Raw genomic sequence first — 23,692 nt, 5'->3', positions numbered from 1 at the left:
AAGTATGTGCCAAACCTGCCTAGCATGCAGGCGGTATGCGAATTGAACTATGCCCAGTTTTTACGGGTGTTGCCTGAGTGTGACACTGCCGATATGACGTTCGAGTTTACGGTAAGGAATGTACTGAGCTATCGGATTACGATTACTGATGCGGCCCGCTACACTACTACATTAACGGTGGACCAGGTTAACGCGTATTCACCGGCCTACCTAAAGCCATCTATGACTGTTCGCTTGTATCATGATGCGCGGGTAGCTGAAGTTATCAGTAGCCAGAATACCGGTGCGTTTGCCGCGTCTTACGATTATCCTAATAACAAAATGCGCCAGCGTAACGAAAAGCAAATGGTTAATATCTTTTTGGCGGAATGGCTGCAATTTTGTCTGAAACACCAGCCAAGAGTCACCAGCGAAGCCTGATGCGGCTGATTCAGATTACCGACTGCCATTTGATGGCCGATACTACAAAATGTGTATACGGTGATATAAATCCTTATCAGACGCTGGCACAGTGTTTGCGGTTAAGTAACGACTTAGCACCGGATGCAATTATTTTTACCGGTGATATCAGTGGTGATAATACCGCACAGAGCTACAGACATTTCATCGCGCTATATACTAAGTATTGCAGTTCCGTTGCCACAAAAGTTATCGCCGGCAATCATGATGTAAATCCCTATTTTGCAGAGATGCTGGGTTCGCTGCTTTTACAGGCCGGTGAACCCTGGCGCCTGAAACATTGGCTGCTGCATGGGCTGGATTCAACCTTTGAGGGAGCGCGCGGTCTGGTGGGAACAGCGCAGATGGAGCAGGTTGCTCAGGCTGTTGCCGACAATCGCGATCATTTCCATCTTGCCGCCGTCCATCATCATCCGGTTGACAGTGAAAGCTGGATGGACCGTCACTGTCTTACTGATGCTGCTGCATTGCGGCAATGGTTTGCATCAAACCAGGCAATACGAGGCCTTATTCATGGCCATATACATACCGCCCGGGAGTGTTATATAGCCCAGCGTCCCATCTGGTCTTCGCCTTCAAGTTGCTGGCAATGGGCAATGACACCCGAGTTCGGCCTTGACGATGCAGCGCCTGGCGTGCGAGTGGTGGATTTGGCCCCGGACGGCACCATAACCACGTTTATCAGGAGAGTAGCATGAGTGATGTGTTGTACCTGCACGGCTTTTTAAGCTCACCACAATCCGTAAAAGCCCAGTCTACCGTGCAGTGGTTTGCCCGAAATTATCCCGCCACCACTATACATACGCCCGCCTTATCCAATTATCCGTCTAAAGTGTTCGGGCAGCTAGACAATTACATTTCTACGCATCCCCAATTACTTGAAGATGGCCTTAAAATTATCGGCAGTTCAATGGGGGGCTACCTGGCAACATATCTGGTGGAGCGTTTTGGTGGCAAAGCGGTGCTTATCAATCCGGCGGTGAAACCGTATGAATTACTCGTGGATTATCTCGGTGAACATGTTAACCCTTACACCAACGAAGTATTTCATCTTGTCAATGATGATATGGAATTATTAAAGGCCCTGGATACACAAGTGCTCAAAACACCGCAGGCATATCGTGTTATGCTTCAAACCGGCGATGAAACCCTCGATTATCGTCAGGCACAGACAAAATATGCGGGTGCCACCTTGATGATTGAAGAGGGCGGCGATCATAGTTTTATTAACTACACCAACCATCTTCCCGACATCGCAACGTTTCTTGATATCCGCTAGCGCGATGAAGGGTTAATTGCCCGGCATTGACACTCCTGCTACCATCGTGCAGATGTGGCACAGCGTGTTGTCGGCGCCGGCGAGATAAGTCGGTATCAGGAAAGAAAAAAACGATATCTATGGCTAATCAATATAATTCTGAAGCAATTGAAGTCCTCAATGGTCTGGAACCGGTTCAGCGCCGCCCGGGTATGTATACAGATACCGCGCGCCCCAATCATCTTGGTCAGGAAGTAATCGATAATAGTGTCGATGAAGCGCTGGCAGGCCATGCGTCCAATATTAAAGTAACGCTATATGAAGATCAGTCACTGGAGGTGACTGATGACGGACGAGGGATGCCGGTGGATATCCATCCGGAAGAAAAAATGCCAGGCGTTGAGCTCATCATGACCAAGCTTCATGCCGGGGGGAAGTTTTCTAATCAAAGCTATGCGTTCTCAGGCGGTCTGCATGGGGTGGGTATCTCGGTTGTCAACGCATTATCTACGAGAGTGGAAGTTACCATTCGCCGGGATGCTACGGTCTATCAGATTGTTTTTGCCAATGGTGACAAGATTGAAGATCTCAACGTGGTCGACACCTGTGGTAAGCGTAATACCGGCACACGACTGCGTTTCTGGCCAGATCCACAATATTTTGATTCGGCGAAGTTTTCCGCTTCCCGGCTGATACATAATTTACGGGCAAAAGCCGTCCTTTGCCCGGGGTTGCGTATAAAGTTTGATAACAAGGTCACAAAAGAAACCTACGAATGGTACTTCGAGGATGGCTTACAGGATTATTTGCATCAGGCCGTGCGTCAGTATGAAACCATTCCACCAGATGTGCCGTTCGTGGGGGCGTTTAGTGGTAACACTGAGGCTGCTGACTGGGCGGTCATGTGGTTGCCCGAAGGGGGGGAGTTAGTTACCGAAAGCTACGTAAACCTTATCCCTACCACACAGGGCGGTACCCACGTAAACGGACTGCGTCAGGGGTTGCTTGAATCCATGCGGGAGTTCTGCGAATTTCGTCACCTGCTACCCCGTGGAGTGAAGCTGACGCCGGATGATATCTGGGATAGATGTACGTACATTCTTTCCACAAAGATGCAGGATCCACAGTTCGCCGGACAGACCAAAGAGCGGCTATCGTCAAGACAAGCATCAGCGTTTGTCTCTGGGGTTGTCAAAGACGCGTTCAGCCTCTGGCTTAATCAGCATACCGATGTTGCCGAGGCGCTGGCGGAGATGTGTATCAGCAATGCTCAGCGCCGGATGCGACAGAACAAGAAAGTCGCCCGCAAGAAAGTGACTCAGGGACCAGCGTTGCCAGGCAAGTTAACCGACTGCTCTTCTCAGGATATTAATTATTCTGAGCTGTTTCTGGTGGAAGGTGATTCTGCCGGAGGTTCAGCCAAACAAGCCCGAGACCGCGAATTTCAGGCGATCATGCCGCTGCGGGGAAAAATTCTGAATAGCTGGGAAGTAGACTCATCGCAAGTGTTGGGTTCACAAGAGATCCATGACATTTCTGTGGCACTGGGCATTGATCCTGCCGCCGAAAATGTGGACGGCTTACGTTACGGAAAGATATGCATTCTGGCAGATGCAGATTCGGACGGGCTGCACATCGCCACCTTGTTATGTGCGCTCTTTGTCAGACATTTTAAAGTGCTGGTGGAACAGGGTCATGTGTACGTGGCAATGCCTCCGCTATTTAGAATCGACGTTGGTAAAGAGGTGTTTTATGCACTGGATGAAGCGGAAAAGCAGGGCATACTGGATCGGATAGAAGCCGAGAAAAAACGGGGTAAGGTGAACGTTCAGCGGTTCAAGGGGCTGGGCGAGATGAATCCGATTCAGCTGCGCGAAACAACCATGGACCCCAACACCCGAAGACTGGTTCAGCTAACGGTTGAAGATGGTGCTGATATGCTGGAGCTGATGGATATGTTGCTGGCTAAAAAACGCAGTGGTGACCGGCGCAGCTGGCTGGAAAGTAAAGGCAATAAAGCGGAAGTTATATAGCGGTTTAATTATTGAACGTCAGATGTGGCGTGCGTTTTTGTGAAACACCAGGCTTAAGCGAGAAACTGAGATAAATGAATATGGCAACATCGGCGTCATCTGATAACAGCAGTACAGTAGAACACCCTTTCATAGTGGGTGTGGGGTCGTCAGCCGGCGGTATCGAGGCGCTGATTAGTCTGGTTTCCAACCTGCCTAGTGATGTAAATGCCAGTCTCGTCATCGCTCAGCATCTGTCACCCAGCCACAAAAGCCAGATGTCGGATATTCTGGCCAGAGAAACTTCCTTCACTGTTAAAGACATCACAAATGATGAAAAAGTCGAAAGAAACATCATCTATGTGGGGCCACCGGGCTATCATATTGTTTATCGAAACGGGCTCCTGAAACTGGAGTCATCGCCCGAAAATGTCACACCAAAGCCTTCAGCTAATATTTTGTTTGAGTCACTGGCCGATGAGCTTGGTGATCATAGTATTGGTATTGTCTTATCAGGCACCGGCAGTGATGGCTCCAGAGGGCTGAGAAACATCAAAAGTGCTGGTGGTTTTGCAATAGTGCAAAGTCCTGAAACCGCCAAATATGACGGAATGCCCACAGCGTCGCTCAAGGCGGTGGAGGTTGACCGTGTCCTCACGCCTGAAGATATGGGTCAGGAAATTGCCTCGTTCACTAATAATATTGCGGATAACTTCTTTCCTAACTCGGAAGACGCCCGCAATAAATTAATGGCCGAAATGTATAACGTGGTTCGGGAAACCACTAAAATTGATTTTAGCTTCTATAAGCAAACCACCTTGTTGCGCCGGGTAAACCGACGGCTCATCGCTACATCAAATGATAACCTTGAGGACTATCTGAAACAGCTCAAAAAGGATCCTGACGAAGTGCAGGCGCTATCTAAAGAGTTGTTGATTTCAGTCACTAATTTTTTTCGGGATAAAGACGCTTTTTCCTCTATTCAGCGTTATATCGCCGATACTGTCGAGAATAAAAAAGCCGGTGAGAATATACGGGTATGGGTCGCCGGCTGCGCGACAGGTGAAGAAGCTTACTCTATCGCGATTCTTTTTTTAGAAGAAATCAGCCAGCAAGAAAAAGAAGTTACCTTGCAGGTGTTTGGCACCGACATTGATGAACAGGCCCTGGGTACAGCGCGTAAGGGCAAATATTCGCCTCACTCGGTGAGTAGTCTGGATTCTGAGCTGGTGGAAAAATACTTCCGCTACGAAGAGGACGCGTTTCAGCCGAAAAAAAGTCTGCGTGATGTGATTACATTTTCTCGCCAGGATATCACCCGTGATCCGCCGTTTTTGCATCTGGATATGATTTCATTTCGAAATGTGATGATTTACTTCAATACAGAGTTACAGCAACGGGTCTTATCATTATTCAGATATTCGCTGGTAGATTCTGGCATTTTGTTTTTAGGGAAGTCTGAATCTATCGGTTTAAAAGAAGAGTTCTTTGTAGCCGTCGATCGACGCAGTCGAATTTTTAAAGTCAGTGAAAATTCAAAGCGACCAGCGGTTCCCCGGATGTTAAAGGGCGGAGTGACGCCAACCCGGGCCAAAGAAAACGCCTCGACCAGTTACGAGCGGCTTTTTAACGAAACACTCGTTAGAGAATTCGGCCCCAGTATTTTAATCAATACACGTTTTTCAATTTTGCACTCCCGCGGCGATTTACAATCATTTATTAATTTCCCATCGGGTTCGCCGGATCTGAATATCTCCAAACTTGTGGTCTCAGAATTCTCGGCGGAGCTGCTTTCAGCATTTAATAAAGCGAAGCGAGATGGAGAAGTCGCAGTTAGCCGGCCGCGTCAGGTAGCCAAAAAGAATCAGGAATACTGGCGGGTAGCGGTAATTCCGCTGGAAAAAGACAATTCGGACCTTTATATCGTGAATTTTCGTCAGGCTGACGAAGCTTCTTTGGTCACTAATGATGCTGATTACGATACCGAAAACGCTGATGTGGCTGAGCTAATTGCAGCGCGCGAGCAATTGCAGACACTCACCGAAGAAATGGCTGCCTCAGCTGAAGAGATGCAGGCGCTTAATGAAGAAGTGCAGGCAGCCAATGAAGAGCTTCAGGCCAATAACGAAGAGCTTGAGGCTACTAATGAAGAGTTGCAGGCCACTAACGAAGAACTTATCAGCGTTAATGAAGAGAGCATGCGCAAATCTGCCGATCTTGCAGCAATTAACAGCGAGCTTGAAAGCGTTTATAACACCCTGGATTTCCCGCTGTTTATCTTTGATGAGGAGCTGCGGTTAAATCGCACCAATGAAGCGGCGGATCGTAAATACCATTTAAATAGCGGTACCCATAAAAAGCCGATTTCACAATTAAACTTACCGGAATATTTTATTGATATCGACAGCCGCTTAAAGTCCACCATGAAAAGTGGTGGCAAGCTGAATATCATTATCAAACCCAGTGAACGGGAGACGCTGAACCTGTTCATTACCCCGCTGCGTGATGCAAAAAACAAGGTCACAGGGGTTATCCTGGTTATTATTGATAACTCAGATTTGGTTAAAGCCCATGAAGATGTTGAGAAAAATCAGGATAAGCTGCTTTCCATTATGAATAATTCGTTGTCGGTTATTGCTCTGAAAGACAGTGCCGGGCGCTACGAATTTGTAAATGCACGATTTGAAGAAATTTTTAACCTGCGCTCCGAAGATGTGCTGGGTAGAACAGATAACCATATTTTTAACAAAGACATCGCACGCAGGCTTCGTGAAAAAGATTTAGATACCATGCGTTCTCTTTCCCCCGTGCGTACCGTTGATGAGTTTGCCAACGACGAGGGTCGCAGAGTCTTAGAAGCGGTGCGTTTCCCAATTTTCGACAGCGATGGTACCGTCAAATCAATTTGTACCCAGTCTAATGACATTACCCGGGCGCGACATGCAAACGAGCAGCTTAAGCTGGCAGGTAAACTATTTGACCGCGCCGGTGAGGCGATTCTGGTTACCGATGAGTCGAAAAATATCATCACCTCGAATGAGGCGTTTACCGAACTCATGGGCTTTAATCTGGAATATCTGATTGGCAAAACGCCCAGAGATTTGGCATCAAAAGAACATTCCGAGTCGTTTTTCGAAAGCGTAAGGGAGGCGTTGGATGAGCAAAAATACTGGCAGGGTGAGATTGAAAATATTAACAGTGACGGCAAGCCTGTCAAATTGTGGCTCACTATCAACGTGGTTACCGATGCCGACGGTAAGCTGACTAACTACGTGCTGACTTACAGCGATGTGGGCGAGATAAAAAGTGTACAGCGCAAGATTGAATTTTTGGCAACGCACGATGAGCTAACTCGATTGCCGAACCGCAGTGCGCTGATGGAACGGCTGGATTTGATGCTCAATAATGCCCGTCGTCAGCAACAGCTGTGTGCAGTGTTGTTCTTTGATCTGGATGACTTCAAAAAGATCAATGACAGCTTAGGGCATAACATTGGCGATTTGTTACTTAAGCAGGTAACGCTGCGGCTACAAAAGTGCGTGCGAGATACGGACATGCTGGCCCGAATGGGCGGCGATGAATTCGTGGCAATTTTGCAGGCAGATACGGTCGACGAAGTTGATGAGGTAGCCAAGCGTATTATTGATACTATCAATGCGCCTTTTGAAGTTAATGAACATACCCTGTTTGCCTCTTGCAGCATTGGAATTGCTGTATTTCCGGAAGACGGTGAAGATAACTTTACCTTATTGAAAAATGCCGATACGGCAATGTATCGGGCTAAAGAGCAGGGACGTAATCAACATCAGTTCTTTACCCACGAAATGAAGCAGGAAGCAGATGATCGCCTGGATGTAGAGCAGGCGTTGCGCGATGCCCTCAAAGAAGGCATGTTTCATATCGACTATCAGCCCCAGGTGGAAATCAACTCAGGCGCCATTGTGGGCGTAGAAGCATTGTTACGCTGTAGTAGTGAAGCGCTGGAAAAAACGCCAGCCAATCGCTTTATCGAAGTTGCTGAGAAAGGCCGTCTGATCGAGCAATTGGGTATTCATGCTATTGAGCTGGTGTTTTCCCAGATGCGCCAATGGCGAAAAGATAATGTCGATATCCCCAGAGTAGCCATTAATGTGTCGGTAAAACAGTTGAAGGACAACTCGTTTGTTGAGCAACTCAAAGATTTGATGGATACCTATGAGATTCAGGCCAATACCCTCAAATTCGAAATTACCGAAAGCGCATTGGCAGAGCGCCTGGATATCCTGATTGAAGAACTTAACAAACTGGTTGATCTTGGGATTATGCTAAGTGTTGATGACTTCGGCGTCGGTCACTCGTCGTTGTCACAGTTGAGGCAGTTACCTATTCAGGAAATTAAGATTGATAAGAGTTTTGTTAGCGGCATTGCGCAGAACGAAGATGACCGAGCGGTTGCGCTGGCAGTGATTCGCATGGGTAGTGCAATGGGATTACAGGTTGTCGCCGAAGGTGTGGAAACCGAAGAGCAGCTCACGGTGTTAAAAGAAGAAGCTTGCGAAATTGTTCAGGGTTTCTATCTGTATAAACCTACCGGTATCAATCAACTGACCGATTTGCTGTCATCAAATCCGGCAAAACACAGGCTGAATAAATAAGGAGCCGCTGATGGGGGTTTCAGACTTACTGGCGAATTGTGAAAAAGAAAAATTGCATTTGTCAGGACAAATTCAAAGTTTTGGTGCCTTGCTCATCATCGACACCGCCTCGTTGGCAATCACCCACGCCAGTGCCAATATCGACGCGTTTATAGGGCAAGATGCGACAAAACTACCTGGTAATAGTATTGAGGCTCTGAACTGGCTGGATGAATCCATGCTTTCATCGTTGGGTAATGTGCCTGGCCAGCGTAGCCTGAATTACCATCAACAGGTTAATGGTAAAAGCCTGCATGTCAGGCTTATACGGGCTGAAGGCGCAGTGGTTGTAGAACTGGAAAAAGACAGTCCGACAGAAAACTTACCGTCGTATTCAAAATTAGAAGCACAACTTTACCCGGACGCCCCCGGAGGCTGGCAGGAAGAGGACTATTTCATACAGTTACTTAGCACCTTGCATAGTATTTTGCCGTTTCACCGCCTGATGTTATACCGGTTTGACAGCGACTGGGTCGGAGAAGTGGTCGCCGAAAAAACACGCGGGGGAAATGGTTATATGGGGCTAAAGTTTCCTGCATCGGATATTCCCGCAATTGCCCGAAAATTGTATTTTCAGAATCCTTCAAGAATTATCCCCAGCGTTGACAGTCCTGCTTCCGATATTCTTTCACAAAATGGCGATATCCCGGATCTGACCTGGTCAGATCTTCGCAGTGTGTCCCCGGTGCATGCCGAATACCTCAAGAATATGGGCGTAGGCGCGTCGTTTTCCATACCGTTAATTATATCGGATAAGTTGTGGGGGATTGTTGCCTGCCATAATCCTGCGCCGCTGTTTCTGGATTTGCAAACCAGAAATGCGGCAGAAAAGTTAGTGCGTCACTTCTGTACTGTTTTCAATTCATTCCGCTCCCGCCAGCGGCTTTCACTGCTTACCAATATTGACAATCAGGTAGATAAAATAGTCAGCGAGCTGAATGAACGTTCCGGAGAAGACAGCTGTCAGTATATGGCTGATATCCTGCTTGAGATGCTTGGAGCATCTTCTACCGCGTTATATCTTAACGGTGCCTGGTATCAGGCGGGGCAGGCGTTGGATACTGCCTTGTTAAACCGCCTCGATCGTAAGGTACAGAACGATTTATCTGATTATATTTTTCAGACGCAAAATATTAGTGATGAATACGGTGATGAGTTTAGTGAAACCGGGATCCGTGGGGTGTTAGCAATTAAGCCCAATTTTGAGACTCATACATTGCGTTGCTATGCGTTTCGCCTGCCAGAAGCACAGTATACCGACTGGGCAGGCAACCCGGATAAATCGGTGCAGCAAACGGACTCAGCGGGTGTACTTAGCCCACGTTCATCGTTTGAAAAATGGACCCAGGTGCGGGGTGAGGCGAGCCGGGCGTGGACGAAGGAAAACCAGTTACTGGCAAAAAAAGTGCGTGCTGTTATTCTACGTCAGGCGGATAAATTCTTACTTTCTTCATAGTTCTGACAGTTGGCCGCGGGGCTTTTCACCGATTCAACAGTATTCAAGCAGGTGGTATTGCGGCCCGAGGCCTTCGCCTGGTAAAGCGCATTATCGGCCTCTTGCAGTAATCGATCCCAATCGTCACAAGCGGGTGCGGGCATTACCGCCACACCCAGGCTCACCGAACAGTAAAGCTCTCCGCCATCATGTACATAGGGTGAACTCTCTACTGCTACACGTACTCGCTCAGCGACACGCAAGGCCTGGTTTTCATCGCAATCTGGCAATAATAAAACAAACTCTTCGCCGCCCATTCGAAAGTGATATTCACAGTCGCGGGTGACTTTACGTACTTCGTGGCTGACATGAATCAACACCTCATCTCCCATGGCGTGACCGTAGTTATCATTCACCTGCTTGAAAAAATCAATATCCAGGACAATACATGCCAGTGGGTGCAGTTGCCTCTGTGTACTATCAAACAGTGCGGGCATTTTAGAAGTAAATGCCCGACGATTCAGCCACCCCGTCAGGGTATCCGTCTGAGACATCTGTTTTAAATTTTGTTCCCGGGCCCAATTGATAAGGTAGGCCATACTCATGGCCAGCGCCATAACATAAAGCATCAGAAACAACATACCGGAGTTAATGATAAAACTGTTACTGAATATCGGTATATCCAGTTTGTCCATTGCCAGCGCGATAAAGCGTGCCGCCAGTTGCAATGTAAAAACAGCAATAACAATAGTCAGCGGAAGCAAGCCCGTAGTATGTGACTTCCACTGGCGGCGGCCCAGCAAAACAGCGGCTGCACCGCACAGGGCGATAATCAGCGGGTAGACCACCAGACTGCGATTTTCCACATTTTGCTGAACAAAAGAAAAAAGGTGAGCAAAGAATGTAGCAGAGGCCACTAGTACAACCAGCTTATGGACGGAGCGATTATGCAAATAACGGCAGATGCCGCTTAAGATGAGCCCGTTACCGGCGACGAACAATGTATTGGCCAGTGCTGGTAACAGCCACTGCTCATACGATGTGAGCGATAAAATGATGCCTACGGTATTCGAACCAAAGAAACAGGATATGCCCCCCAGCCAGTCGAGAATCGATCGTTGTGATGAACTGGTCTGATACAACGCGATTAAAGTAACAATCATCATCGCGTTGATAAGGGTGGTACAAACTAAAAGGGTAAACGTATCTAACAAGACAAATCCTTTGCCAAAAACCCAGAATGCAAGCTAATTTAAATTTTATTACAGCGCAATAAGCGGCGTTACTATACATCAAAACGCTGGCTAAAGTCACCTACCAGGGCGACTTAGCTGCTTTTATAAAAAAACGACGTATAGAAACGCACCAGTCGCTCCACAGGAAAAATACATTGATCGAAAAACACGCTTTGTCTGACGATACCCGGGTCATCCTGTTTGACCATGATGGTACGCTGGTTGATTCAGAGGCTGTGCATTTCAGTCTTTGGGTAAACTTATTAAAGCAATACGATATTACGCTTACCGAGTCGTTTCACAACGCTGAAATGGTGGGCATGCCAGTGGCGCAAAATGCTATTGATGTGGTCGAACATTTCAAACTCACCGTGTCACCAGAAACGCTGGCAACACAGAAACACCAGCTCACCAGGGCCTATTTGTCCGACCAGGCTTTTCCACTTATTGACGATGCACAAGCGGCTATCACTCGTTGTTATGACGCAGGGTACAAACTGGGTGTGGTTACCGGGGGCAGTCAGCTGGCGGTATCGCAAACGTTAAGTCAGTACAACCTCAATGATTATTTTGATGTTATCGTCAGCGTAGAAGATGTTACTCACAGCAAGCCTGCCCCCGAAAGCTATGCAAAGGCGTTGAAAATGGCGGGTGTTTTGGCTGGCCAGGCAGTTGCAGTGGAAGATACGATGCATGGAATGCACTCTGCAGTGGCGGCGGGTGTTCCCTGTGTGGTGATCCCCACCGCGCAGTCTGCCGCACATCATTTTGAGACAGCCACCGCCTCTTATTCCTCTCTGAGCCAGTGGCTGGACGCCGAGCTTATCTGAAATAATAAGGTAAACGCTTAAATTACATTGAATTTGAGCGTCGGATGGCCAAAAATACGCGTTCTCATAATTAAGTAGGTTATATAGCTTGTCTGTTATTCGTGTGTTAGGTGCTATTGTCACAGGTCTGTTGGCGACAGTTGTACTTCTGGTGGTGCTGGTACTTGATACGCAGCCGTCTGTGAAGGCCAATGCGTCAGAGCAAATCGCCGATGCTGACACCGTCAAAGCGCTGCTGTCGCAGGTGCGGCAAAGTATCAACCAGCGGCAGAAGACGCATGTAATCACGGTAAGTGAGCAACAAGTTGAAAGCCTGATTGGTTTTGTACAACGCGCAGCTCCTTATATACACGGCACCACCCGTATTCGTTCTGAGTCTGGTTTTATCAGCGCCAGTGTGGCCGTTCCCGCGATAGTAACGACTGCATATCTGAATATTGAAATTGAAGTGCTGCCGGCTGACAAGCTGGCTATCTCCCATGTCCGTATTGGCAGCTTATATATCCCTGGTGCATTTGCCGTAGGCATTGTGGAATCCGCGCTCAATGTTTACACTGATAGTGATATAGGCACCCAGGCCCGTCGTCAGATAACTAACGTAGCAATGACTGACGGCCAGGTGGCAGTAACGGTTCGTCCCATGGAGCCTTTCTTACAACAGCTCAACCAAATTCGTAGCGGTTTTGAGCAGGATGAACCGGATGAGCTGACAGTAATGACTAAGGAGTATTTGCGCTATCTGGCAACGCAGGACATTGCTGCAAAGAAACAGTCACAGCCATTTAATACATACCTTAATAGGGTGATGGCCCGGGCCAGCGAAAACAGTACGCAGGAGACGGTGGTTCAACATAATAAAGCTGCTGTTTTAGCGTTAGCTATTTTTATCGGTCATCACCGTATCGCCAACCTGGTAGGGGATGTGCTGTTGGATTATGACCAGCCGCCAAAACCCGTGGGCTCAGTATTGTTGCGCGGGCGTAGTGATTTATCCAAACATTTCATTATTTCAGCGGCTCTTAAAATGCTTAGTGAGCAGGAAGTGACAGTAGCCATTGGTGAATTTAAGGAACTGATGGACAGAGGCCGGGGGGGATCTGGATATAGTTTTGTCGACCTTACCGCTGACCTGGCAGGGGTGGAAATGGCCAAAGTTCTGGCCAACCCGGATACCGCGGCCAGCGCGCAGCAAACACTGGCCACAGCTGCTGATGAAAGTCTTTATATGCCCGCCATAAAAGGCGTTGTGGAGGGCCTTTCGAAACGAGAATTTAATCGCCGTTACGAAAAGGTGGACAGTGAGGCATACCTTGAAGAAGTCAGGCAGATCCGGGCCCGACTGGCCCAGATGCCGTTTTATGGTGAAGCAGCTGGTAGCGACTGACTACTTTAATGATTGTTGGAACTTAGTTACCGTCTCCAGGGCCAGCTGCAGTTTTGCAACCAGCGCTGGCAGAGCCTGCCTGGCACTTTCTTCATCCATATCTTTGAGCTGTTGCCAGTCTTCAGTAATTTCCTGGACATAGGGCGTAAAGCGTTTCGAATGACTTCTGAAACCACTGTCCTGACTAAAAATGGCAGCAAACTTGCCCTGCTGCGCTTGTTGTAACTGGTCAAGCTTATTGTCAGCATCCACTGCTTTACGGTAAAGCGTTTGAATTGTTTCCTGGAGTTGTGCGTGAACCGTTTGCATGATGGCCCTTTGGAGTTAGGTTAAAGAATAGACGACACTGGCCGATAGCCATGTGAAGCCGGCAATTTTGCCTGCTTTTTAATGTTGCGACAAGCAACATAAGGACGGTGGTATGAGTATACAAGGGGCAAGCGCCTCATTAACAACGGGGGCGGCGCTTGAAATTGCGTCGTTAAAAATGGCTAAAAACCAGCAGCAACAGGAAGGTCAGGCGTCGCTTAAGCTGCTCGAGTCAGCCGCCGCTGTCTCGCCTGCACCTGTCTCGGCTAATCCGTCTCTGGGCGCCACGGTAAATACCTACGCTTAACCGACTGGCTGCAGATGCAAATCCACAGGCGTTTTACCGGGTTGCCCGCCAATCTCCCGAGCGAGGGTAGGGACCAGGTAGCCCGGTAAACGCTTTATCATCTGTCGGACAATGTCTCTTGCCTGGGTTTCGCTGACATCAAAATGCGCTGCACCCTGAACCTTATCCAACATAAACAGATAATAAGGCAGTATGCCAGCCTCAAATAATGCTTCACTGAGCGCCACCTGCGTGTCCGCGCTATCATTTATCCCCTTTAATAAGACTCCCTGATTCAATAATGTCACTCCCGCCTTTCGCAGCACGTGCAGACGCTCTGCTAATGCCGGACTAATTTCATTGGCATGATTAATATGAAGCACCAGTACCATGTTTAAACGGGTGCTGGTAAGCCAGCTGACGAGGGCATCATCAATCCGCTGTGGCATTACGACCGGTAAACGGGAATGGATACGCAAACGTGTGATTTGCGGCAGCGCTGCTACCTGCTCAGTAAGCCAGTGTAAAAAGTCGTCTTTAGCCATGAGCGGGTCGCCGCCTGAATAGATAACCTCATTTACCTCTGGATGCTGCCGGATGTACGCTAACGCATCCTCCCACTGACGCCGGTTCACCGCGTTATCGCCATAAGGAAAATGGCGCCGAAAACAATACCGGCAATTGACTGCACAGCCACCACGGACAATAAACAATACCCGACTTTGATATTTATGCAGCAACCCCTTGGCGGCAGTGTCATGTTCTTCCAGCGGATCATCACTGAAGCCCGGTGTGTGGATGAATTCACTGTCCAGCGGCATGACCTGCTGTAAGAGTGGATCCTGCCAGTTACCTTTTTCCATCAAAGAAGCAAAATGGCGAGGTACGCGAAGGGGAAATAGTCGCCTGGCATCGCCGTGATGGCCGAGCTTATCGACTTCAAGATTCAGGTATTCAAGCAGCTTTAACGGATCGGTGAAGCTCATCGCTAACTCTTTTTGCCAGTTATGCTCTACAGTCACCGCTTTTTTAGGTATTATTTGCGCCACTTGCATTTTTACACCTTATGTTTTGACAGGGGATTTATGGCTAATTACAGCACCAACGAATTCAAAGGTGGCCTGAAAATTATGTTGGACGGCGAGCCTTGTAACATTTTAGAAAACGAGTACGTAAAGCCCGGTAAAGGCCAGGCGTTTAACCGAGTAAAACTTCGTAAGCTGATTTCTAATAAAGTACTGGAAAAAACGTTTCGCTCGGGCGAAACCGTTGAAAGCGCCGACGTTCTGGACACCGAACTGGCGTACTTGTACACCGATGGCGAATTCTATCACTTTATGAATAATGATACATTCGAACAAATCGCCGCTGACGAAAAAGCGGTGGGGGATAATCTTAAATGGTTAGTCGAAAACGATATGTGCACCATTACTCTGTGGAATGGCACGCCGATTACTGTTACCCCGCCTAATTTTGTAGAGCTGGAAATCACTGAAACAGATCCGGGTCTTAAAGGTGACACTGCCGGTACAGGTGGTAAGCCAGCGACACTGAGCACCGGCGCGGTGGTTCGGGTTCCTTTGTTTGTTCAAACGGGTGAGGTGATCAAGGTCGATACCCGTTCTGGTGAGTATGTCTCTCGCGTTCAAAAATAGTAGTATCCAGGCGGCGGTCCGTAATGCGTGATCGCCTTTATCCTGGGGTTTAGCCAATGACATCACCCATACCGTGGCAGCCTACCGCCACACAACATGCCCGCCAGGCCAGAGCGCAACTGCTGCGCGCCATTCGCGAGTTTTTCTATCAGCGTAATGTACTGGAAGTAGACACGCCCATACTCAGTCATGGGTCGGTTACCGATGTTCATTTACAGGCATTTCAGACTTGTTTTGCGCACAGCGACACCGGCAAGTCTCAGCAGCTATATTTACAAACCTCACCTGAATATGCCATGAAACGCCTGTTATGCGCACAAAGCGGGCCCATTTACCAAATAGGGAAAGCTTTCAGGCATGAAAGTGCCGGGCGCTGGCACAATCCAGAATTCACCATGCTCGAATGGTACCGTCCGGGTTTTACTCACCATATGCTGATGGACGAAGTAGATGCTTTGCTACAACAAACGCTTGGTACGTCGGTTGGACAGCGAATCACTTATCAGCAAGCTATGCAAAGCCATGGGGGAATTGATCCGCTCGCGGCGGACCGTCAGTCACTGATCAACACTTTGCAAACCCATAAAATTGATATTGATAATCCGGAAACCCTGAATAACGATGACATTTTGCAGCTTCTTTTCTCAGTTGCAGTAGAGCCACTACTCGGTAAGGAGCGACCCTGCTTTGTGTATGGATTTCCGGCAAGTCAGGCAGCTTTGGCCAGAGTCAGCCAGCACGATCCGCGCACAGCCGATAGATTCGAGGTTTATTTCCGGGGGGCGGAGCTGGCTAACGGCTTTTTTGAGCTTGCTGATGCCCGTGAACAACGCCAGCGATTTGAGCGTGATAACGAGATCCGCCGGCAAATGGGTTATCCCGAGATTCCGGTTGATGCGCTCTTTTTGAGCGCACTGGAACACGGGCTGCCTGATTGTGCGGGGGTGGCGCTCGGCATCGACAGATTGCTGATGCTCAAGACGGGGGCTACTCATATTGCTCAGGTTTTAAACTTTCCCGTTGGCAACGCCTGAACTTACCTTCTTTTGCTATTCTGCATAGCCGCTACTGCTCACTCTTTTTTTCCAAACATCGTATTTTCAGTTATCCAACTGTCTGACAGGTTGCATTTATTCGCGCTCATCAGCCATTGACTTTGTCAGTTAAAGCAGCAAAAATGTTATAACATAACATTAGTCACTATAATTAATTAAAGGTCGTTCGATGTTCACACGTTCACTGCTTGCAGCAACTATACTGTCCGCGTTCTCCGGCGCCGCCCTGGCCAACAATGTTACCGGCCAGGTGATGGATGACAAGGGAAACCCTGTTGCGGGGGCTGAAGTTTCGGTTGAAGGTTCCCGTAAAACCGTACTTACCGATGAGCAGGGCCGCTATACCCTCTATAATGTGCCGGTAGAAGATGTACATATTCATGTATCCTCACAGAACTATCTTCATGGTGATAAAGATCTGGGTCCTATCTCCGGAAACCCGGAAGTCAATTTTACGCTTTTACCTGCCTCTGTGGAAAATATAGTGGTAACGGCCTCGGCCATGCAAACCTCGGTACTTGAGTCTGTCACGCCAGTTACTGTATTAAATAAAGATGAACTCAGTCGCAAGCAGGCGCCTACGCTGGGCGCAACACTGAATAATACGCCAGGGGTCCACAGTACTTATTTCGGACCGGTTTCCAGCAGTCCTGTTATTCGGGGGAACGACGGGCCCAGAGTTAAAATCGTGCAAAACGGCCTTGATGTATCCGATGTATCGCGCATTGGTCCGGATCACAATGTAGCTACCAGCACGTCCAGTGCAACGCAGGTAGAAATCCTGCGTGGACCGGCCACACTGCAGTACGGCAGTGGCGCCATCGGTGGTGTGGTCAATGTTGTCGACAGGCGTATTCCATCACGCAAGCCAGTTGGGCTAGAAGGTGAAGCCGAGGTTCGTTATTCCACGGTGGATAATGGTCGTTATGGCAAGGTAGATGTCACTGGTGCAAGCGGAGATATTGCTTATCATGCAGATGGCTTTAAAAGAAACACGGACAATGTGGATATTCCCGGCTATGCTTCGGTCAATCCAGATGGCGACGAACCACGCGGAGTGCTGGAAAATAGCCAGATGGATACCACTAACTTTACCGGCGGTCTCAGCTATATTCAGGACGAAGGGTTCATTGGTTTTGCGGTAGAAAAGCTGGACAACCAATACGGTGTCCCCGGTCATCATCATCATGAGGCCCATGATGATGAACATGATGATCACGCAGGCGATCATGAAGAAGAGCATGCAGACCATGATGAAATGGATGAACATACCGACAGCGATGAAGCGGGTACCCGGATAGATGTGGATATGACGCGCTACCAGGTAGCCGGTGAATGGCACTCGCCCATCCGCATTTTGAATAATATTAAATTCGGAGTGGCGCATACCGACTATGAACACGTCGAACTGGAAGGCGGTATGACCGGCACCCGGTTTACCAATGAAAGTACTAATCTGCGCGTAACTGCTGATCACATAAAAGTTGATGGCTGGCATGGAGTAGTGGGCGTGCAGGGCAGTACCAGTGACTATTCTGCCGTGGGCGCGGAAGCTTTCACTCCGCCCACGGAAACCGACACCCTGGCGCTGTTTCTCGTTGAGCAAAAGCGTTTTGGTAACCTGACCGTGGAAGCAGGTGCCCGAGTCGAAAAAACACAATATTCAGCCGCCGATACGCAGCTTGATCTGAATACCGGACATGCCGAAGAAACGCATCATGATGAACATGAGGCTGACCATGAAGAACACGCTGAAGAGCATAACGAAGTGGCTATGCAATCATTCTCTTTTGACGATTATGATTTTACCTCAACGTCGTTTTCTGCAGGTTTCAACTGGGAATACGAAGACGGTTATGCTGTAGCATTTACTGCTTCGCGAAACGAACGCGCGCCCAGCTTGCAGGAACTGTTTGCCGGCGGTCAGCATCTGGCGACCCAAACCTATGAGGTTGGGCTGGTATACGACCTGGAAGAGGATGGCGACATCGCTAATCAGCTTCAGCCGGTAGCCGAAGAAGTAAGTAATAATCTGGATCTAACGTTCCGCAAATACACCGGTGAGTGGGGGTATACGGTATCGTTTTTCTATAATCAGGCCGACGACTATATTTATCAAAGCGCCACCGGGTTGGTAGCCGGAGCAGGACACGCCGAGCATGAAGAGGAGCATGGCCCGGCAGATGAGCACGGTGACGATCATGACGCTGGTCACGAAGAAGATAGTGAAGGCCATGAAGAAGGTCTGCCGGTATTCAGTTTCAGACAAGCCGATGCCGATATCTACGGTATGGAAGCGCAAATGTACGTCAATCTGGATACCCAGTGGCGCCTGGAAGTATTCGGAGACATGATCCGGGCCAAGCTGGATAATCAGGACTTACCACGAATTCCTCCGCTGCGGGTCGGCTCTACATTGTCTTATGAGCATCAGCAGTTGCGGGCAGACGTCGGATTTACATTTAACGACGAGCAGGACCAGGTGGCACCCTTTGAAACCGTTACTGACAGCTACACGATGGTTAATGCCAGCGTAGAATACGAGATCCTGGGCAACGGTACTGATTGGGTATTTTTCGCCAATGCCGACAATCTGTTTGATGAAGAAGCCAGAGTACATACCTCTTTTTTAAAGGATCAGGCGCCGTTACCTGGCCGTAACCTAACGGTAGGCGTTCGCGCCAGTTTTTAATCGTTAACATGACGCGACACATCCTTTGCAAAACCAATGGGGATGAGTCGCGTCCTCTGGCCTGATACACTAGGCGTAATTGCCATATTTATCAGGAGATTGTCAGTTTGACTCTGGCGCAACTTAAAAACTGGTTTGCTTCGTTCGATTACCCGCATCTTGTATTGGGCTATGGCTCACTGATGAACGCCGACAGCCGCCAACGCTTTTCAGCAATAGAGCACCAGGGGGTAATGGTTACAGTCAATAACTTTTATCGTGCCTGGGTGACACGCAGCTGGCAAGAGCGGCAAACCTATGTGGGGGCGTTGCCAGAAAACGGGGCGAGTCTTAACGCACAGCTTATTCCCACACCACTGAGTCCGGCTCTGGCTGAGCGCGAAAAGGACTATACTTTTACCGACGTTCCCGCTGACACCATTTCCACGGACTTTGACGATGACGCACATGATTATCTTATATCCAGGCTGGCAGATAAGCAGCTTTGGATATGTCAGACCTTTGATGTGCATGTGGCTGACCCGCAGTTTCCTGTATCCCAGACTTACATTGATACCTGTCTGGCAGGTTGCCTGAGTCACGGTGGATTGGCGCAGGCTGAAGCATTTATCCGCCTGACCCGCCACTGGCCGACGGATATACGCGCTGATCGCAGCGAACCTTTTTACCCACGGCCCGGACGCCTGAGTAAGGAGGAACTGCGCCAGATCGATACGTTGCTGGCGGAGTGGACAAATGGGTGAAATGACACTGTTCTGCGGTCGTCTCAAGCTCCGGCTGGCTGACCAGCACGATGTGCGCTGGGTGTATGAGTTAAACAATGATCCGCTATGGGTACGCTATATCGGAAACCGCTCAGTACATTCGATAGCGGACGCCCGACGCTATATCGACAATGCGCTTAGTCATTTTGAGCGATGGGGATACGGGCTGTGGGTAATAGAACGTCGTGATACCGGTAAAGCACAGGGCATGTGCGGATTGATCAACCGGGGCATATTTAGTTCGCCGGATCTTGGTTTTGCGCTGCTCAAAGATGCCCGCGGTAAAGGCTATGCGCAGGAAGCGTCAGCGGCAGTACTGGATTGGGCCGCCAGACATCATCGGTTTCCCTATATCACAGCTATGGCGCACCCTGATAATAACAGTTCACAAAAATTATTAGGCCGGCTGGGGTTCAACCGGCAGGGGATGATCTTTATGCCAAACGTGGCGCGCCAGATTTTATTCCGACGCGATTAATTATCTCAGGAGGCCGGTAACACAGTGGCTTTTTCCAGAACAATAGGTTCAATGGGGCTGTTGGGCTCGCGCAGTCGAAGCTGATATTCGGTTTCCACCTCCATCATCTTATCGACCACTTCCTGACCTTCCACAATCATGCCAAATACGGCGTAGCCCCATTCTTTGCCCGGATCAAGGCTGGGGTTATCATTCACATTGAAAAAGAACTGGCGAGTGGCTGAATGCGGCTCGTTCTGGCGAGCCATAGCAATAGTATAAAGCTCGTTTTTCATGCCATTGCCCGACTCATTGAAGATCTCAGGATAACTAGGCTTCTGATCAAAATCGGTGTTGTATCCGCCCCCCTGAACCACAAAACCGGGTACTACACGGTGAAAAATAGTGCCGTTGTAGCCATTTTTACTCACATAGCGCAGAAAGTTGTTAGTGGTAATTGGAGCGCGGCGGCGGTCCAGTTCGACCACAATTTCACCCATAGTGGTTTCCATTTTAACCCGCGGGTAATAGTTATCCGGCTGAACATTTGAACCATCGTCTTTGCCTTTAGCCAGAGAATGGGTGGTGACAAGCACCAGAAGAAAGAGTAAATAGCGAAACATATCAGCTCCCAGGTTTATCGCTTAGCTGCGCTTAAAATAACGAATTTACGATTACTTGCAAGTACATTCACACCGCCAAAGAGGCGCTTGAGTCTGACATGGTAATCAAGATGGCGGTTCGCTACCACAATCAGATGGCCACCACGGGTGAGCAAATCACGGCTGTCGTGGAACATTTGCCAGGCGATGTGATCAGTAACGGCGTTTTGTTGATGAAATGGCGGGTTGCATAATACTTTGTCTGCGCTGTTGGTTTCATTATTTTGCAGCAGGGTTTCCAGACAGTTACTGGCCACAAAGCGACAGTTTTCCATGGCCTGTGGAAAGCTCGCCTGAACACTGTCATGGGCGCTATCCAATGCCATGAAGGATTCGTCAATAAAGGTGATATTGGCCTGCGGCGCCAGAGCCAGTGCGTTGAGTCCCAGGACGCCATTACCACAGCCTAAATCTACAACGCGTTCATTATTGGTTACATGCATGTGTTCCAGCATCAGTCGGGCCCCGATATCCAGGGACTGGCGGGAAAACACATTAGCGTGGTTAACCAGCGTCAGGGCTTTGCCGTTACTCGCCTTTTCATACCATACTGTTGGATAGGGTGATGTTGGATGTCTGGCCAGCGTCTGGGAATCGGGCTGACAGAATATCAAACGGGATTTTTTCTGTGCCAGGGAAGTCGTGGGCGGACCGATGTATTTTTCAAACAGTGCCAGCACTGAACGAGTGATGGTTTTCACCTTGGCACCGGCGATAATTTGTGTGGCAGGCGAAACCAGCGCACTAAGCTGAATAAGCTGCTCTTCCAAAAGCGCCAGAGTCCGGGGAATTTTCAGTATTACCAGTTCCGGATTGACTGGCAAGGTTTGTAAGCGCTGGTGTGCTCTGACTGGAATAGTTATCAGGTTATCGTTATCGTGTTGTGTAGCAATATTGTTCGCGCTTAAATTGGCAGATAATGAGCAGTGAGAAATCCAGGAGTCACTGAACCAGGCGGGTTGCTGGTCGGCAAACCAACTACCCAGCGCTCCGAAATCATCATTGAGAATGGTACATTTTCCTGTGCAGATGGGTCCGTAAGACTGCTCCACATGCTCAATAATCAGCTCGTCAGCACTGTCCCATGCCTGCAGACTTTTGTGCTGGTGTTTAACCGGATATCTGGCCAGATATAACTGACGATCCAACATTGAAAAGGTGGTGTTCATAACATCTAATTCTGTTGAAGTGGAGAAAGACTGATGCAACCTGATTTGTTTAATAACAGCGGCGGCGCACAGCCACAGGTCCTGCCCCTGCCTGATGCCGATGTGACCTATTACCCGCAATGGCTGGAGGCAGAAAAGGCAAGCGTTATCGAGCAACAGTTAAAGGACGAATTACACTGGCATCAGGATACCATCAAAATTTATGGCAGGCTGGTAAAAATTCCCAGATTGCAGGCGTGGCACGGTGATCATCGGGCAACATATTCTTACTCTGGTCTGGCCATGACGCCACAGCCATGGACATCTGCGCTGGGTGAGCTTAAAGACCAGCTTGCCGGGCATTGCCATACTTCATTTAACAGCGTGTTGGCTAACTGGTACAGGGACGGGCAGGACAGCATGGGTATGCACGCTGACGATGAGCCGGAACTCGGGCCTGAGCCGGTTATTGCCTCGTTAACGTTTGGTCAGGCTCGGCCTTTTATATTTAAGCATCAAACCACCAGAGCACGCAGTAAAGTAGTGCTAGAACACGGCAGTCTTCTGGTGATGCGTGGTCGGACTCAGCAGCATTACCACCACGGGATTGCAAAGACGACACAGCAGATCGGTGATAGAATTAATCTGACATTCCGGCATATTTTTTTTGACACAGGCAATCAATAATGCAAGTGAAATCTTTTATAGAGCAACAACTAACCGATAATCTGACGCCGGTTTTTCTTGAGGTGTTGGATGAAAGTCATATGCACAATGTTCCGGCCGGGGCGCAAAGCCATTTCAAAGTAACCATTGTGAGCGATGCATTTGCCGGAGCGCGTTTGATTGGACGTCACCGCAAAGTCAATGCATTGTTAGCTGAGGCGCTGGAAGGGCCGGTGCATGCGCTGGCACTGCACACCTTTACCCCTGAAGAATGGGAAAAGCGGGGCGGCACCATTACTGCTTCACCGCAATGCCTGGGCGGCGGAAAACAGGACTGATGGCTGCGACACCGAGAGGGTAATGCGGACAATTACTCAACTTGCTTGCGCTGCAGAGATCGTTGCAAGTTCCTGCGCTTATCCATTTTATCTTGATCTTCTGAACGGCACTTGCGCCAGTAATTATTGATATAAAGCTGCTTGTGAGGTACCGCATCATCCCTTTTGAACTGCCGGGTCCCGTGATGGCTATGTTGTCTTTCGTGTGCGCATCGCCATTAGCGACCATATCAATACGTGTAATGCAGCTTCGCCACCGTGAAAGGTAACGCGGTGTGTCACCGGCATCAGTGCGCAGTTATTTATGGCCGTCTTTTTGGGTTGTGCACCCGGCAATTGATACATCAAAGCACGTTAGCGACGGGGAAAGGAGC

The 23,692-nt window shown here is 48.9% G+C and carries 21 protein-coding genes; 16 read left to right on the top strand and 5 right to left on the bottom strand.

Annotated features, from left to right (window positions below; genetic code table 11):
* The first annotated feature begins 24 nt into the window (after window positions 1-24).
* From F458_RS0107980 to F458_RS0107955, 6 genes are all read left to right on the top strand, one after another.
* Window positions 25-420 (top strand): DUF1249 domain-containing protein, encoded by a 396-nt coding sequence (locus F458_RS0107980; protein WP_051085007.1) that lies wholly within the window; start codon window positions 25-27, stop codon window positions 418-420.
* Window positions 381-1,157, top strand: coding sequence for a metallophosphoesterase family protein (locus F458_RS0107975; protein WP_169334831.1), 777 nt, complete (start codon window positions 381-383; stop codon window positions 1,155-1,157). The genes F458_RS0107980 and F458_RS0107975 overlap by 40 nt, the downstream gene beginning before the upstream one ends.
* On the top strand, window positions 1,154-1,738 hold the full coding sequence (locus F458_RS0107970; RefSeq protein WP_018982878.1) for a YqiA/YcfP family alpha/beta fold hydrolase: 585 nt from the start codon (window positions 1,154-1,156) through the stop codon (window positions 1,736-1,738). Before F458_RS0107975 ends, F458_RS0107970 begins: the two co-directional genes overlap by 4 nt.
* 119 nt (window positions 1,739-1,857) lie before the next feature.
* Window positions 1,858-3,750 carry a DNA topoisomerase IV subunit B gene (parE, locus tag F458_RS0107965; protein WP_018982877.1) on the top strand — a complete coding sequence of 631 codons (1,893 nt, stop codon included), beginning with the start codon at window positions 1,858-1,860 and terminating at the stop codon, window positions 3,748-3,750.
* A 74-nt stretch (window positions 3,751-3,824) separates the two neighbouring features.
* The gene (locus tag F458_RS0107960) at window positions 3,825-8,363 is read left to right on the top strand and encodes an EAL domain-containing protein (protein ID WP_018982876.1); all 4,539 of its coding nucleotides are present in this window, start codon (window positions 3,825-3,827) and stop codon (window positions 8,361-8,363) included.
* Between the two features lie 10 nt (window positions 8,364-8,373).
* Window positions 8,374-9,858, top strand: coding sequence for a GAF domain-containing protein (locus F458_RS0107955; RefSeq protein WP_018982875.1), 1,485 nt, complete (start codon window positions 8,374-8,376; stop codon window positions 9,856-9,858).
* Here F458_RS0107955 and F458_RS20085 read toward each other — a convergent pair.
* Window positions 9,828-11,051, bottom strand: coding sequence for a GGDEF domain-containing protein (locus F458_RS20085; RefSeq protein ID WP_018982874.1), 1,224 nt, complete (start codon window positions 11,049-11,051; stop codon window positions 9,828-9,830). The genes F458_RS0107955 and F458_RS20085 overlap by 31 nt on opposite strands.
* A gap of 176 nt (window positions 11,052-11,227) precedes the next feature.
* On the opposite strand from F458_RS20085, the gene F458_RS0107945 reads away from it, so the two are divergent.
* Together F458_RS0107945 and F458_RS0107940 are read left to right on the top strand one after the other, a co-directional pair.
* Window positions 11,228-11,902, top strand: coding sequence for an HAD family hydrolase (locus F458_RS0107945; protein ID WP_018982873.1), 675 nt, complete (start codon window positions 11,228-11,230; stop codon window positions 11,900-11,902).
* 88 nt (window positions 11,903-11,990) lie between these two features.
* The gene (locus F458_RS0107940; protein ID WP_018982872.1) at window positions 11,991-13,286 is read left to right on the top strand and encodes a hypothetical protein; all 1,296 of its coding nucleotides are present in this window, start codon (window positions 11,991-11,993) and stop codon (window positions 13,284-13,286) included.
* Here F458_RS0107940 and priC read toward each other — a convergent pair whose 3' ends face one another.
* On the bottom strand, window positions 13,287-13,595 hold the full coding sequence (gene priC, locus F458_RS0107935) for a primosomal replication protein PriC (protein WP_018982871.1): 309 nt from the start codon (window positions 13,593-13,595) through the stop codon (window positions 13,287-13,289). It lies immediately after the preceding gene.
* Between the two features lie 112 nt (window positions 13,596-13,707).
* Between priC and F458_RS0107930 the strand changes: the two genes are divergently transcribed.
* Window positions 13,708-13,902 (top strand): hypothetical protein, encoded by a 195-nt coding sequence (locus F458_RS0107930; RefSeq protein WP_018982870.1) that lies wholly within the window; start codon window positions 13,708-13,710, stop codon window positions 13,900-13,902.
* Here the strand turns inward: F458_RS0107930 and epmB are convergent.
* A complete protein-coding gene (gene epmB / locus F458_RS0107925; protein ID WP_026294573.1) occupies window positions 13,899-14,930 on the bottom strand; it encodes an EF-P beta-lysylation protein EpmB in 1,032 nt (343 codons plus the stop codon). The genes F458_RS0107930 and epmB overlap by 4 nt on opposite strands.
* A gap of 36 nt (window positions 14,931-14,966) precedes the next feature.
* Here epmB and efp point away from each other — a divergent pair, with 36 nt between their 5' ends.
* The 5 genes from efp to F458_RS0107900 all read left to right on the top strand — a co-directional run bounded on the left by efp (window position 14,967) and on the right by F458_RS0107900 (window position 20,525).
* Window positions 14,967-15,536, top strand: coding sequence for an elongation factor P (efp, locus tag F458_RS0107920; protein WP_018982868.1), 570 nt, complete (start codon window positions 14,967-14,969; stop codon window positions 15,534-15,536).
* 56 nt (window positions 15,537-15,592) lie between these two features.
* Complete coding sequence (epmA, locus tag F458_RS0107915; RefSeq protein WP_018982867.1) at window positions 15,593-16,570, top strand: elongation factor P--(R)-beta-lysine ligase; 978 nt, start codon at window positions 15,593-15,595, stop codon at window positions 16,568-16,570.
* Window positions 16,571-16,760: 190 nt separating this feature from the next.
* The gene (locus F458_RS0107910; protein ID WP_018982866.1) at window positions 16,761-19,283 is read left to right on the top strand and encodes a TonB-dependent receptor; all 2,523 of its coding nucleotides are present in this window, start codon (window positions 16,761-16,763) and stop codon (window positions 19,281-19,283) included.
* Between the two features lie 107 nt (window positions 19,284-19,390).
* Complete coding sequence (locus F458_RS19250; RefSeq protein WP_018982865.1) at window positions 19,391-20,026, top strand: hypothetical protein; 636 nt, start codon at window positions 19,391-19,393, stop codon at window positions 20,024-20,026.
* The gene (locus tag F458_RS0107900) at window positions 20,019-20,525 is read left to right on the top strand and encodes a GNAT family N-acetyltransferase (protein WP_018982864.1); all 507 of its coding nucleotides are present in this window, start codon (window positions 20,019-20,021) and stop codon (window positions 20,523-20,525) included. Before F458_RS19250 ends, F458_RS0107900 begins: the two co-directional genes overlap by 8 nt.
* Before the next feature lie 5 nt (window positions 20,526-20,530).
* On the opposite strand, the gene F458_RS0107895 is transcribed toward F458_RS0107900, so the two are convergent.
* Together F458_RS0107895 and F458_RS0107890 are read right to left on the bottom strand one after the other, a co-directional pair.
* Window positions 20,531-21,127, bottom strand: a complete 597-nt coding sequence (locus tag F458_RS0107895; protein ID WP_018982863.1) for a peptidylprolyl isomerase — start codon at window positions 21,125-21,127, stop codon at window positions 20,531-20,533.
* Between the two features lie 14 nt (window positions 21,128-21,141).
* Window positions 21,142-22,335: a methyltransferase gene (locus F458_RS0107890; protein ID WP_018982862.1), complete on the bottom strand. Its 1,194-nt coding sequence runs from the start codon at window positions 22,333-22,335 to the stop codon at window positions 21,142-21,144.
* A gap of 33 nt (window positions 22,336-22,368) precedes the next feature.
* Between F458_RS0107890 and F458_RS0107885 the strand changes: the two genes are divergently transcribed.
* Window positions 22,369-23,001 (top strand): alpha-ketoglutarate-dependent dioxygenase AlkB family protein, encoded by a 633-nt coding sequence (locus tag F458_RS0107885; protein ID WP_018982861.1) that lies wholly within the window; start codon window positions 22,369-22,371, stop codon window positions 22,999-23,001.
* Window positions 23,001-23,318 carry a BolA family protein gene (locus F458_RS0107880; protein WP_018982860.1) on the top strand — a complete coding sequence of 106 codons (318 nt, stop codon included), beginning with the start codon at window positions 23,001-23,003 and terminating at the stop codon, window positions 23,316-23,318. Before F458_RS0107885 ends, F458_RS0107880 begins: the two co-directional genes overlap by 1 nt.
* The last annotated feature ends 374 nt before the right edge of the window (window positions 23,319-23,692 follow it).

The organism is Salinimonas chungwhensis DSM 16280 (assembly GCF_000378185.1).
Classification (GTDB): domain Bacteria; phylum Pseudomonadota; class Gammaproteobacteria; order Enterobacterales; family Alteromonadaceae; genus Alteromonas; species Alteromonas chungwhensis.
The sequence above is the reverse complement of the archived record's forward strand: the minus strand, read 5'-3'. Positions and strand labels throughout refer to the sequence as shown.

Excerpts from the sequence above, each read along its gene's own strand:
- F458_RS0107980 (WP_051085007.1), top strand. The coding sequence starts at position 25 with ATGCAGGCGGTATGCGAATTGAACTATGCCCAGTTTTTACGGGTGTTG.
- F458_RS0107970 (WP_018982878.1), top strand. The coding sequence starts at position 1,154 with ATGAGTGATGTGTTGTACCTGCACGGCTTTTTAAGCTCACCACAATCC.
- parE (WP_018982877.1), top strand. The coding sequence starts at position 1,858 with ATGGCTAATCAATATAATTCTGAAGCAATTGAAGTCCTCAATGGTCTG.
- F458_RS0107960 (WP_018982876.1), top strand. The coding sequence starts at position 3,825 with ATGAATATGGCAACATCGGCGTCATCTGATAACAGCAGTACAGTAGAA.
- F458_RS0107955 (WP_018982875.1), top strand. The coding sequence starts at position 8,374 with ATGGGGGTTTCAGACTTACTGGCGAATTGTGAAAAAGAAAAATTGCAT.
- priC (WP_018982871.1), bottom strand. The coding sequence starts at position 13,595 with ATGCAAACGGTTCACGCACAACTCCAGGAAACAATTCAAACGCTTTAC.
- F458_RS0107930 (WP_018982870.1), top strand. The coding sequence starts at position 13,708 with ATGAGTATACAAGGGGCAAGCGCCTCATTAACAACGGGGGCGGCGCTT.
- efp (WP_018982868.1), top strand. The coding sequence starts at position 14,967 with ATGGCTAATTACAGCACCAACGAATTCAAAGGTGGCCTGAAAATTATG.
- epmA (WP_018982867.1), top strand. The coding sequence starts at position 15,593 with ATGACATCACCCATACCGTGGCAGCCTACCGCCACACAACATGCCCGC.
- F458_RS0107910 (WP_018982866.1), top strand. The coding sequence starts at position 16,761 with ATGTTCACACGTTCACTGCTTGCAGCAACTATACTGTCCGCGTTCTCC.
- F458_RS0107900 (WP_018982864.1), top strand. The coding sequence starts at position 20,019 with ATGGGTGAAATGACACTGTTCTGCGGTCGTCTCAAGCTCCGGCTGGCT.
- F458_RS0107895 (WP_018982863.1), bottom strand. The coding sequence starts at position 21,127 with ATGTTTCGCTATTTACTCTTTCTTCTGGTGCTTGTCACCACCCATTCT.
- F458_RS0107890 (WP_018982862.1), bottom strand. The coding sequence starts at position 22,335 with ATGAACACCACCTTTTCAATGTTGGATCGTCAGTTATATCTGGCCAGA.
- F458_RS0107885 (WP_018982861.1), top strand. The coding sequence starts at position 22,369 with ATGCAACCTGATTTGTTTAATAACAGCGGCGGCGCACAGCCACAGGTC.
- F458_RS0107880 (WP_018982860.1), top strand. The coding sequence starts at position 23,001 with ATGCAAGTGAAATCTTTTATAGAGCAACAACTAACCGATAATCTGACG.